General features: G+C 60.6%; 9 protein-coding genes. 8 read left to right on the top strand and 1 reads right to left on the bottom strand.

Translation table 11 applies throughout. The annotated features are described in order from the left end of the window. Positions 1–68 precede the first annotated feature (68 nt). The 6 genes from purS (at position 69) to AC4GMC_RS14265 (ending at position 8,749) form a co-directional block, all read left to right on the top strand. Entirely contained in the window at positions 69–299 is a 231-nt protein-coding gene (gene purS, locus AC4GMC_RS14290) for a phosphoribosylformylglycinamidine synthase subunit PurS (protein ID WP_038006497.1), read from the top strand. Between the two features lie 58 nt (positions 300–357). After that, positions 358–1,395, top strand: a complete 1,038-nt coding sequence (locus AC4GMC_RS14285) for a zinc-binding dehydrogenase (RefSeq protein WP_487878811.1) — start codon at positions 358–360, stop codon at positions 1,393–1,395. Positions 1,396–1,407: 12 nt separating this feature from the next. After that, complete coding sequence (gene purQ / locus AC4GMC_RS14280) at positions 1,408–2,073, top strand: phosphoribosylformylglycinamidine synthase subunit PurQ (protein ID WP_487878810.1); 666 nt, start codon at positions 1,408–1,410, stop codon at positions 2,071–2,073. A gap of 90 nt (positions 2,074–2,163) precedes the next feature. Continuing rightward, complete coding sequence (locus AC4GMC_RS14275; protein WP_487878601.1) at positions 2,164–3,936, top strand: sensor histidine kinase; 1,773 nt, start codon at positions 2,164–2,166, stop codon at positions 3,934–3,936. 21 nt (positions 3,937–3,957) lie between these two features. Beyond that, the gene (locus AC4GMC_RS14270) at positions 3,958–5,286 is read left to right on the top strand and encodes a sigma-54-dependent transcriptional regulator (protein ID WP_487878600.1); all 1,329 of its coding nucleotides are present in this window, start codon (positions 3,958–3,960) and stop codon (positions 5,284–5,286) included. Between the two features lie 469 nt (positions 5,287–5,755). Continuing rightward, a complete protein-coding gene (locus tag AC4GMC_RS14265) occupies positions 5,756–8,749 on the top strand; it encodes an Rne/Rng family ribonuclease (protein ID WP_487879174.1) in 2,994 nt (997 codons plus the stop codon). A gap of 69 nt (positions 8,750–8,818) precedes the next feature. Here the strand turns inward: AC4GMC_RS14265 and AC4GMC_RS14260 are convergent, their stop codons facing one another. Beyond that, positions 8,819–10,159 carry a M48 family metalloprotease gene (locus AC4GMC_RS14260; protein ID WP_487877125.1) on the bottom strand — a complete coding sequence of 447 codons (1,341 nt, stop codon included), beginning with the start codon at positions 10,157–10,159 and terminating at the stop codon, positions 8,819–8,821. A 52-nt stretch (positions 10,160–10,211) separates the two neighbouring features. Between AC4GMC_RS14260 and AC4GMC_RS14255 the strand changes: the two genes are divergently transcribed. Further along, positions 10,212–11,354 (top strand): pyridoxal phosphate-dependent aminotransferase, encoded by a 1,143-nt coding sequence (locus AC4GMC_RS14255; RefSeq protein ID WP_487877126.1) that lies wholly within the window; start codon positions 10,212–10,214, stop codon positions 11,352–11,354. 1 nt (position 11,355) lies between these two features. Next, complete coding sequence (locus tag AC4GMC_RS14250) at positions 11,356–12,570, top strand: N-acetylmuramoyl-L-alanine amidase (protein WP_487877127.1); 1,215 nt, start codon at positions 11,356–11,358, stop codon at positions 12,568–12,570. The last annotated feature ends 182 nt before the right edge of the window (positions 12,571–12,752 follow it).

The raw sequence follows: 12,752 nt of genomic DNA, 5'->3' as shown, positions 1-12,752 counted from the left end.
TTGGGCGTGCTGCCCACCAATGCGCCTGCGCCCAGCAAGCCTACGCTCATCAATTAAGGAGTGGCCGAATGAAAGCCCGCGTAACTGTTATGTTGAAAAACGGTGTTCTGGACCCGCAGGGAGAGGCAGTGCGTTCGGCGCTGGGCAATCTCGGCTTCGCGGGTGTTGAGGGCGTGCGTCAAGGCAAGTTGATCGAACTTGACCTGGCGGATGGCACCTCTGAGGCGGACATCAACGACATGTGCGAAAAGCTTTTGGCCAATACGGTCATCGAAAGCTACAGCGTAGAGCTGGCCTAAGGTTTGGTCCGGGGCGCGCTGCGTCCCGACCGTATCTGAGCGTATCGGGAGGGAAGACATGCGCGCAGCGGTATTGAGGGAATACAACGCCCCGTTGTCGATCGAGACTGTGGCAGACCCTGCCTGTCCCGATGACGGTGTGGTGCTAAAGGTTGAAGCCTGCGGTGTGTGCCGGTCTGACTGGCATGGCTGGGTGGGCGAACACCCCCGCGTCAAACCGGGCCAAATCGGCGGCCACGAATACTGCGGCGAAGTGATCGAAGCGGGCCCTCGCGCACGGCACAAAGTTGGCGACATGGTTGTAGCCCCCTTCATTCTAGCGTGCGGCTCATGCCCTTCGTGCCAATCGGGCGCGCAAAACACTTGCCCCAACCAACGCTTGCCGGGCTTTGTTGAGCCGGGCGCGTTTGCCGAATACGTTGCGGTTCCGTTCGATCACAACCTGTCGCTGCTGCCCGAAGGGCTGTCGGCCACGGTTGCCGCTGGGCTTGGCTGTCGCGTGACGACGGCTTGGCACGGCTTGACCGGGCGCGCAGGGCTGCAAACCGGCGAATGGCTCGCGGTGCATGGCACTGGCGGGGTCGGGCTGTCGGCCTTGATCCTTGGTCAAGCGCTGGGCGCGCGGGTCATTTGCGTTGATGTCGTCCCCGAAAAGCTTGACCACGCCAAATCCCTTGGGGCGGAGCATGTCATTGACGCCCGTGACGGGGACGTCGGCGCGCGGATCAAAGAGCTTACGGGCGGGGGTGCACAAGTCTCGATGGAGGCACTTGGCATCCCGGCGACTGTTAACAGCTCGCTCGAATGTCTGGCGCCCTTGGGCCGGCACATCCAACTGGGCCTGCCCACCGGCCATACCGCAAAGATGGAGGTCAACATGGCTGCCATCTACCAAGGCAACCTCGCGGTCTATGCATCGCGCGGGATGCCCAGCTGGCGGTATCCGTCTTTGCTGGATCTGATCACTCGTGGGGCTGTCGATATGTCCCCACTCATCGCGCGTGAAATCGGCTTGTCCGAAACGTCGCGTGAACTTGCTGCGTTTAACGGCCCCACGTCTCCGGGCGTGGCCGTGATTACTGATTTCACCGCCTAAAGGAACCCGCCCATGAAAGCCGCCGTCCTCGTTTTCCCTGGCTCAAACTGCGACCGGGATCTTGCCGTTGCCCTGCGGGGTGCAGGTTTTGATGTTGAGATGGTGTGGCACAAAGAAACCGCGCTTCCGAAGGTGGATGTTGTGGGTGTGCCCGGTGGCTTTTCCTACGGGGATTACCTGCGGTGTGGGGCGATTGCGGCCCAGTCACCCATTGCAACCGCGCTTAAGGCTCATGCTGAGGCAGGGGGCTACGTGATGGGTGTCTGTAACGGGTTCCAAATCCTTGCGGAAACGGGGCTGTTGCCCGGCGCACTTCTGCGGAACGCAGGCCTGAAATACATCTGCAAAACCGTGCCGTTGGTGGTTGAGACTGCCGATAGTGCATTTACCAGCGGCTATGCGCAGGGTGACACGATCGACATTCCGATCGCGCACCATGATGGCAATTACACGGCGGATGTGGATACGCTTGCGATGCTCAAGACCGAAGATCGGATCGCCTTTACCTACGGCGACAACCCCAATGGGTCCGATGCGGATATCGCAGGTATCCTGAGCGCGAACCGCCGCGTTTTGGGCATGATGCCTCACCCCGAGCGGCGCGCAGAGGCCGTGCATGGCGGCACTGATGGTGCGGCGATGTTCACAGGCCTCGCAGGGGCGCTCGTCAGCGCCTAAGGCTTGGCAGGGCTGCCACACGATCAGCGCAAAGTCGCGCGTGATGCGCGCGACGCTTGAGCCTTGGACGGCCGCAAGGTACCTTAGGGTATGAGCGCGCTCCCACCCCCTGATGCTGCACAATCCACCGGCCCCAAGCCGCGTCTGCCCGCCTCGCAACGCGCATTGATCGTGGGTGTCGTGATGTTGGCGGCCATCGTGGTGTGGGTTTCAAACCAAGTTCTGACGCAGCGATTTACGGAAACGACCAAGCAACGCACCGAGGTGCGCCAAGCGCTTTATACCGGGGCGATCCTGTCGGAATTGCAGCGCCACACGGTTGTGCCATTATTGTTGTCGCGCGACCCGACCATGATTTCGGCGCTCAATACGCAGGACTACACCAACACCTCGCAGCGGCTGATTTCCTATGTGGATGAGATCGGGGCCGCCTCTATCTTGATGCTCGACATGGATGGTCGCGCGGTTGCGTCCTCTATCCGTGAACAACTGGGCACGGTCCACCGCAACCAGCCCTACATGGTTGAGGCGCTGCGATCCGACGGCACGGTGTTCACGATCACGCCGCTCGAAAGTGGTGGGTATGAGTTCAGCTTCTCACGCCAAATCCGTGATGCGAATGCGCCTCTTGGGGTGATCCAAGTCAAGGTTGATCTGGCCAAGTTTGAGACCCGCTGGCGCGGCGCCTCAGAGGCGGTTGTGGTCACCAATTCCGAAGGTACTGTGATCCTCTCGACCGAGCCGCGTTGGCGGGGTTTGTCCACTGAGCTCGCGCTTGAGGAAATCTCAGCGCCCTCCGCGATTGCCCGCGCGTTTGAGGCCACTGCACGTTGGGCCCCTTATGTGGACCGGGCCTATTTCTCAGGTGACGCCATCATGGAGTTGGGTGCACGCATCCCGTTTCGTGGCTGGCGTTTGACGACTTTCACGACCTACGATTCTGTGCGCGAGCGGGTGAATGCGGTGCTGGCGTTGCAGATCATGGCCTTCGCGCTGTTGCTGGCGGGCACATTCTACATGCTGAGCCGCCGGGCGCAGTTCCGGTCATTGCTGTTCCAGCGCGAAAGCGCAGAGTTGCGGCGCCTAAACGACCGCCTGAGCCGCGAGATCGCGGAGCGTAAGAAGGTCCAAGAAACCCTGAAAGAGGCGGAGCAGAGCCTTGCGCAGTCGTCCAAGCTTGCGGCGCTTGGCGAAATGTCTGCTGCTGTCAGTCATGAACTGAACCAACCCCTCGCGGCGATGAAAACCTACCTTGCAGGGGCCAAGCTGCTGCTGCAACGCAAGCGCCCCGAAGAGGCGATGTCGAGCTTCCAGCGGATCGATGATTTGATTGAGCGGATGGGCGCGATCACTCGGCAGCTGAAAAGCTATGCTCGCAAGGGCGGCGAGGCGTTTGAACCTGTGGATGTACGCGCCGCAATTTCGGGCGCGCTGACCATGATGGAGCCGCAGATCAAAGCGCACCGCGTCGTGCTAAGCCGCACCACGCCAGAGCGTCCGGTGATGATCATGGCGGATCGATTACGGTTGGAGCAGGTGATCATCAACCTTGTGCGCAATGCGCTTGATGCGATGAAAGGTTCGGACACGCGGGAGCTGGATATCCTTCTGACGATGGGGGACAGCGCCGTTTTGGCTGTGCGGGATACGGGGCCCGGCATTGAAAACCTCGAAACATTATTTGAGCCATTTTATACAACGAAAAAGCCGGGAGACGGTGTTGGGCTGGGGCTTGCGATCTCATCTGGGATCATCAACGACCTTGGCGGGCGGCTTTCCGCCCGCAATGGGGTCGATGGGGGCGCTGTGTTTGAAATCGTCTTGCCGATGCTAGAAAGTCGCGACGTTGAAGCCGCCGAGTAACGGCTGAGTAAGGAACACATTATGGGACACGCCGCACGAATTGCGATTGTCGACGACGAACAAGACATGCGCCAGAGCATCAGCCAATGGCTGGCTCTGTCCGGGTATGAAACCGAAACCTATTCCAGCGCCGAAGACGCGCTCAAGGGATTGGGTTCAGATTTTCCCGGCATTGTGATTTCGGACATCAAGATGCCGGGTATGGACGGTATGGCGTTCCTTAAGCGATTGATGGGGATGGATTCCAGTCTTCCGGTGATCATGATTACCGGACACGGCGATGTGCCTATGGCGGTCGAGGCGATGCGCATGGGCGCCTATGATTTTCTGGAAAAGCCGTTCAACCCGGATCGCATGTCGGACCTTGCCAAGCGGGCTTCAAATGCGCGCCGTCTAACGCTTGATAATCGAGCGCTCCGTAAGGAATTGTCGGATGGCACGGTTCTGATGCGCAAGCTGATCGGATCATCACCTGCGATGGAGCGACTGCGTGAGGATATCCTCGATCTGGGGCAGGCGGATGGTCATGTTTTGATCGACGGTGAAACCGGTACTGGCAAAACGCTGGTCGCCCATGCGCTTCATGCTGTTGGGCCGCGTCAGGGCAAAACGTTTTCGCTGATCTCGTGTGCATCCCTTGCGGAGGACGCGCTGGAGGAACGGTTGTTTGGACCCTGCGCCGACGGGCTGCCTTTGGTTGAAGAGGCTAGGGGCGGAACGCTGGTTCTTGAAGATATCGACGCGCTGCCCCACGCATTGCAGGCGCGTCTACTCACCTTTATCAACGACCAAGGCGCACCGGCAGAAACACGGATTATCGCCATCGCAGGTGGGGCCGACCCTTCAAAAACCTGCGAAGAACACCTGCGGTCTGACCTCTACTTTAGGCTCGCGGCGATGCGCTTGGCCCTGCCGCCTCTGCGCCAGCGCGGCGAAGATATCCTGAGCCTATTTACCCATTTCGCAGAACAATTCTCAGATGATTACGGCTCAGAGGCGCCGACAGTGACGGCTCAAGAGGCGGCGCAATTGCTGCAAGCGCCGTGGCCGGGCAACGTCCGCCAGTTGATCAATCTGGCTGAGCGCGCGGTGCTGCAACAACGCCGCGGCACTGGGTCCATCGCTTCGCTTTTGATGGCCGATACCGAAGAAACGACGCTGCATGCGGTGTCCACCGAGGGCAAGCCGCTAAAGGAATACGTCGAGGCGTTCGAGCGTATGCTTATCGACAACACCATGCGGCGGCACCGTGGTTCTATCGCGAGTGTGATGGAGGAACTCAGCCTGCCACGCCGAACCCTCAACGAGAAGATGGCGAAATACGGGCTTAGCCGGTCTAACTACCTCTGAGATTAGGTATCAAACGCGAATTTGGATTGTCTTTCCCCTGTAGTTAGCGCTAAGAGGGAAGCGTCGGCCATCGCGTTTTTGCGGCAACCGGCACAAGAGATTCACTGTGACAGGACTGAGACGCCCGACTGCGCCAGTCCCGACACAGCTTGATAGCGGGCCGGAAACGGCCCAACCCGACTGCTCCGGCGCGCGATGTACGTGTGCTAGGGCCCATAAACCGGACACGCCCGGCCTTGCCAGGGTCGTGTCGGAGACAAACCGCGATGCAGAGCGCTGCAATACTACAACAGGCCCCCCCGACAGAGATAGCTCTGCCGCGCTTGGGCTTGCGCAGCTGCCGGATCGCCCCATCCAGACCTGATGCCGCACGAGCGGCCCCACCACCCTCGCGCGTTGGATCGATCCGTTCGATCGTCCGGCGCGGCAGGGCGGGACCCCCCTTTGCGGTGTCTTGCAGAAAGACACAATGGCTAAAAAAATGCTCATCGACGCCACCCATCCCGAGGAAACTCGGGTTGTCGTGGCAGACGGAAACAAGGTTGAGGAGTTCGACTTTGAATCCATGAACCGTCGCCAGCTTGCTGGCAACATCTACCTCGCAAAAGTGACGCGCGTTGAGCCGTCTTTGCAGGCAGCGTTCGTGGATTACGGTGGCAATCGCCACGGTTTTCTCGCTTTTTCGGAAATCCACCCCGACTATTACCAAATCCCTAAGGCGGATCGTGACGCGATCTTGGCCGAAGAACAGGCCGATGCAGAGGCCGCGGCTGAGGAAGAAGAAAAGCCCGCCGCCAAGCCCAAGCGTGCCCGTCGTTCGCGGTCGCGCAAGAAGTCGGATGAAAACGGCGAGAATACGGTTGAAGAACAGGTCGAGGCAACCGAAGAGGGGGCTGAACAGCCTGCTGCAGAAACCGTCTCGGATGAGCCTGCTGCTGATGTAGACGCGGTGACCGAGGCTGCGGTTGAAGCTACAAACGTCTCGGTTGAGGCTACCGACGCTCCGGAAGCTGAAGTTGAGGCTGAAGCGCCTGCTGCTGAAACCGCCGATGAAACACCTGTTGCCGAGGCTGCTGCCGACAGCGACGACACGCCCCCGACATCAATCGCCGAAGACACTGGCATCGAAGACGCCGTGATGTCGCAAGACCCCGAAGATTTTGGCGGCAGCGATGCTGATGAAGCGCCCGCAGGCGACGTTGTCGCGGACCCAGAACCCGAGGTTGAGGCCGCCCCCGTCGAGCCAGAGCCAGCACCCGAAGCCGCAGAAGCGGTTGAGGCCGAAACCTCGATCCCCGGTATGGACGTGGTTGAACCCGACGAAGACGCCGCATCGGATGAGGTTATTTCAGACGACGCTACCCCGGTAGACACCCCCGAGGCCGCCCCCGCAGGTGAACGGCCCAAGCGGGGTCGTCGCAAGTCGAGCGCCGCCGAAAAGGACAGCTCCGTCGAGACTGTGGCCGATGACGACGATGTCGAAGAAATCCGACCCGTACGCAAACCCCGTGCACGGCGTTATAAAATCCAAGAAGTCATCAAAGTCCGTCAGGTCATGCTGGTGCAGGTCGTCAAAGAAGAGCGCGGCAACAAAGGCGCGGCCCTGACCACGTACCTCAGCCTTGCGGGCCGGTACTGCGTCTTGATGCCCAACACCGCCCGTGGTGGCGGCATCAGCCGCAAGATCACGAACGCGCCAGACCGCAAAAAGCTCAAAGAGATCGCCAATGAGATCGACGTGCCCAAGGGCGCGGGTCTGATCATTCGCACCGCCGGTGCCAAGCGCACCAAGACCGAGATCAAGCGCGACTACGAATATCTGCAACGCCAGTGGGAGCAAATTCGCGCCCTGACGCTGCAATCCATCGCGCCTGCGCAGATCTATGAAGAAGGCAATCTGATCCGCCGTTCGATCCGTGACCTGTACAATCGCGATATCGATGAGGTGATTGTCGAGGGCGAAGCTGGCTACCGCCACGCCAAAGACTTCATGAAAATGATCATGCCGTCGCATGCCAAAAACGTGAAGCATCACAACGAAGGCATGCCGCTGTTTGCGCGTCATCAGGTCGAAAGCTACCTGTCAGGGATGTTCAATCCGACGGTGCAGCTGAAATCCGGTGGCTACATCGTGATCGGCGTGACCGAGGCTTTGGTGGCGATCGACGTTAACTCGGGCAAAGCGACCAAAGAAGGCTCGATCGAGGACACCGCGACCAAGACCAACTTGGAGGCCGCTGATGAGGTGGCGCGCCAATTGCGTCTGCGCGACCTTGCAGGTCTGATCGTCATCGACTTCATTGATATGGATGAACGCCGCAATAACGCCGCCGTCGAAAAACGTATCAAGGATGCGCTGAAATCGGACCGCGCGCGCATTCAGGTTGGCCGTATTTCGGGCTTTGGCCTGATGGAATTGTCGCGTCAGCGTCTACGTCCGGGCATGCTTGAAGCTACCACGCAGCCGTGCCCCGCATGTCATGGTACAGGGCTGATCCGCTCGGATGACAGCCTCGCGCTGTCGATCCTGCGCGCGTTGGAAGAAGAGGGCACACGTAAGCGTTCCCGCGAGGTGCTGCTGAAGCTGCCAGTTGATGTGGCCAACTACATCATGAACGACAAGCGTGAGCATCTGGCGATGATCGAAGCGCGCTATGCGATGGCCGTGCGTATCCAAGCCGATCCCCATCTGATCGCGCCGGATTACACGCTCGAAAAGTTCAAGACCGCGACACGTGTTCTGCCCAAGATTTCGAGCAACGTGGTATCGATGGACTCCGCCTTGATGGATGAAATCGATGACGCGGATGTGGTCGAGGACACCTCCGACGAGACCGAAGCCACCGAGGCAAACGGTGACAACACGCCAAACCCAACGCCCGAAGCCGGAGACGGTGAGGGTGCCCCCAAGAAGCGGCGTCGCCGCCGTTCGCGTCGTCGTAAGGGCGGGAATGGGGATGAGGCGTCGGGCACAGAGACCGAAGCTCAGCAGGACGCGCCTGCCGCTGAAGGTGGGGACCAAGACGCCCCTGCAGAGCCTGTGGTCGAGCCCGCTGCCGAGGGTGAGTCGGAAGAAAAGCCCGCCAAAAAGCGGCGCACACGGTCACGTCGCAAAAAGTCGGACACGCCTGCGGATGACGCTACGGAAACGCCCCAAGAGGCTGCGGAGCCTGTGGCTGAACCCTCAGCCGAGCCAGCAGTCGCGGAAACACCTGTGGCGCCTGAGCCTGCGGCCGAGGCCCCAGTGGCAGAAAAGCCGAAGGCTAAAAAGCGCGTGCGCGCAAAAGCTCCGGCCCCTGCGGTGGCTGCTGTTGCCGCTGTGGTGTCCGAGCCGCTAGCTGAAGATGAGCCTCAGGTCAGTGTGGAACTGGTCGAGGCGGTCGCGGCACCTGAACCCGCGCCCGAAGCCCCCAAAGAAGCTGCCGCGCCCAAGCGCCGTGGCTGGTGGTCCAAGAAAAGCTAAGACTTCAGTCTTGGGTCTATGACCTTCGCTAAAGAATTCTAAGCCCCGTGCGCTCTCTGCGTGCGGGGCTTATTTGCTGGCAACACCGGCCTGTTTTGCGGCGGACAAAACGTCTTGGGCGCGCAACCATCCCGATGATCCCTGCGGCAAGAGGCCGGCGGCCCGCTGTGCGTGGGTCGCGGCGTCCTTGAACCTGCGCAGGATGGCGTAACGCTCCGCTGTAGCGACCGAGGCCAAGCCGTTCTGCCCTGCGCGGGCGTGGGCCAATGCCAAATCGCGCAGCAGGCCGGGGTCAAACGCATCGCGTCCACGCGCTTCGGTCAGGACCTGCAAGGCCTGTGCATTGCTGCTGGCGGTGTCTGCGCCCAAAAGTGCCCGGCCCAATCCGCGTAGGATCAGCGGCTCACGTGGGCGCAGCGCGATTGCCCGCCGATAGGATGCGATGGCTGCATCTACACGGCGGGATTCGAGCAATATTTGGCCCTTGAGCTCATGATAAAACGGATCATTCGGGCGCATTCCGATCACCTGATCAATGGTTTCAAGCGCGCGGCTGGTGTCGGGCTTGCGGTGATAGGCGACGGCGCGGCGCATAGTGGCGATTTCGCCAGTGTCGTTGCGCACCCTGCGTAGGGTCCAACTGGGCGCGCGGGTAAAGGCCGATAGTTTGCCCACGGCGCGCGCGTACCAATAGGCGGTCGTCGGGTCGGTCCGCACATCACCCGATGTGCCTGCGGCAAAGGCCTCAACCGCGCGCAACCGGTCGCGGGTCAAAGGATGTGTGACGGCATAGGGGTCTTGGCGCCCACGGCTTAGGGCCTCCTGGCCGCGAAAGATGTCTAACACATCAACCATCGCTTTTGGGTCCACACCGGCTTGGCGCATGTAGCGTAGGGCGGCTTGGTCAGCGGAGGCTTCTTCGGCGCGGGTATGCGCAAAGAGCGCGCGTTGCGCGGCACTGCCCGCCCCAATGGCAAGCCCGGCTGCTGCATCACCAGAACCGCCTGCCGCCGCAGCTGCCGCTGCCAGCAAAAGTCCCAGTTGTGCCGCCGTACTGGCCGCCCCAATATTGGATCGGCGCCGCGAGATATGGCCATTGGCGATATGCGCGGCCTCATGGGCGATGACGGCTTGCACCTTGGCGGGTGTGTCGAGCTTTAGCAACAATCCTGAGTGGAAAAAGATCGACTTGTTGTCGACCACGAAGGCATTGAGCGAGCTATCAAGGATCACAAAGATGCGCGTGCTAGAGGGAAGGCCCGCTGCCTGCAGGATCGGTTGAGCGACCTGCTGCAGCGCGTATTCGATTTCCGCATCACGCACGAGGGTCTGCGCCATGGCGATCACCGGCGCCAACGCGAATGTCAGGGTCAAAATCGCCCGGGCCGCCCATCGTTGCAGTGTCACCATTGACCTTGCCTCCCGGGGCTGGTTTTTGATGCCTAACCATATGGAGTGTCTTATGCGCAACGCAACCCGAGCCTTGGTCGATCCGTTTATTGTGATGGACGTGATGGAGGCGGCCCGTGCCGCCGAAGCACAGGGGCGATCCATCATACACATGGAAGTGGGCCAACCCGGCACTGGCGCACCCGAGGGCGCACGTGCCGCGGTAGCGCAGGCCATTCATACGGATGCGTTGGGTTACACCGTGGCGCTGGGTCTGCCAGAGTTGCGTGCGCGGATCGCGGGGCTCTACAAAAAGTGGTATGATGTCGATCTGGACCCGGCGCGTGTGGTCGTGACATCTGGGTCCTCGGCAGGGTTCATCCTTGCGTTTACGGCCCTGTTTGAAGTCGGCGAAAAGGTCGGATTGGGTGATCCGAGCTATCCGAGCTATCGTCAAATCCTCAAGGCCTTGAGCCTACAACCAACCCGTATCGAGACAATCAAAGAAACGCGATTTCAACCTGTTGCAGGTGATCTTTCATCTGATTTGGCCGGTCTTATTGTGGCCTCGCCTGCGAACCCCACGGGCACGATGCTGGATCACGCCACACTTAGTGATCTGATCGCGGCATGTGACGCGCGCGACATCGCCTTCATCTCTGATGAGATCTATCACGGGATCCAATACGAAGGCCGCGCGATCAGCGCGCTGGAGGTGTCGGACGACGTTTATGTCATCAACTCGTTCTCAAAATACTTCTCAATGACGGGCTGGCGCGTGGGTTGGATGGTGGTGCCGCAGGATCATGTCCGCGTGATTGAGCGGCTGGCGCAGAACATGTTCATCTGTCCGCCTCATGCCAGCCAAGTGGCAGCTTTGGCCGCGATGGAGTGCGAGCAAGAGCTGACAGCGAACCTATCGGTCTATGCGGAAAACCGCCGCTTGATGCTAGAGGGTTTGCCAGCCGCGGGCTTTACCCAGATCGCTCCGCCGGATGGGGCGTTCTATATCTATGCCGACGTCAGTGATCTGACTGATGATAGTCGCGCGTTCGCGGCTGAGATTTTGGAACATGCGGGCGTGGCGGTGACGCCGGGGCTCGATTTTGATCCGGTGCGCGGGCACGGCACGCTGCGGTTTTCCTACGCGCGCGGTACAGATGACATCATCGAAGGCTTGGCACGGTTGAAGCAATTCATGCAGGCGCGAAGCTGACATGCGCGCGCTTTTGTTCCTTGTTGTGTGCGGGCTGTGGCTACCCTTTGTGGCCAACGCACAGGACTTGCGGGCGTTGGCGCGTTTGGATGTTGCGGCATCCCAGATTGTGGATGTGCGCGGTGGGGTTGAGGTTACGCTCGCGCTCAGCCAGGCGGTCCCGTGGCGGCTGCTGACCCGTGATGAGCCGCGCCGCATTATCTTAGATTTTCAAGAACTTGCTTGGGCAGGCGTTTCGCCTGAGGCACTGGGGGCAAGCAAGGGTGTGCAGGCCGTGCGCATAGGAAGCTTTCGGCCTGGATGGTCCCGGATGGTACTGGAACTGGCCAGCCCCCTGATCGTGGATACGGCGGGTATGCGCATTGATCCCAGCAGCGGTGGTGCGGTGATCACGCTGCGGCTGGCGCGTACTAATGCAGCAGGGTTTGCGCAGGCCGTAGCCGCGCGCCCGCCCGAGGCAGACCTGTGGGCGTTGCCCACGCCAGTGCCCCAAACGCCAGAGGCGGACACTGGCGATACCGTTGTCGTGTTGGACCCCGGTCATGGTGGCATCGATTCAGGCGCGCAGCGCGATGGTCTGCGCGAGGCGGACCTGATGCTGACGTTTGCCCGTGAAGTAGAGGAGGCCTTGATCCGGCAAGGCGGTTACCGCGTTGTTCTGACCCGCACTAGCGATGTGTTTGTCCCCTTGGCCGAGCGGGTCGCGATCGCGCGGGCGGCAAGTGCCGATGTGTTTTTGTCGCTGCATGCCGATGCGATCACAGTAGGGGAGGCGTCGGGCGCGACGGTCTATACCCTGTCGGATCAGGCAAGCGACCCGACCTCGGCCCAACTGGCTGAACGCAAAAGCCGTGAAGACGTCTTGCTGGGGGCGGATGTAACCGAGAAAGGCGACCAAGTTGCGGATATCTTGATGGATCTCGCACGGGTTGAGGTCACGCCACGTGCGGACGCCTTGGCCGATGCGCTGGTTGAAGGTCTGCGCAGCACGGTTGGCCGACTGCATAAGCGCCCACGTCTAGAGGCTGAATTCGCCGTACTTAAGGCCCCCGACGTGCCAAGTGTCCTGCTGGAGGTCGGGTTCATGTCCGATGCGCGGGACTTGTCGGATCTGCAAAAACCGCAGTGGCGTGCGCAGGTTGCCCTTGGGATTGTCCAAGCGCTTGAGACATGGGTGGTCGGCGATGCCTTGCGCGCAGAGCATGTCCGGCAGTAAGCCCTTTTCACAGCCACCGCGCCGTGTGTTTTGACGTCGCGCGGGTTTTGACGCCACCGCGCGGAAGGCGTATGTTTGCCCCACCGCCAGCCAAGAGGTACGCCTGTGGTCCTTGTCCGCTCAGCCCTATCGGGACTTATCATGTTCATTCTGTCCACTTTGGGCGGAATTTTCAGCTTTAT

The sequence above is a fragment of the Thalassobacter sp. genome (assembly GCF_982993085.1).
The sequence above is the reverse complement of the archived record's forward strand: the minus strand, read 5'-3'. Positions and strand labels throughout refer to the sequence as shown.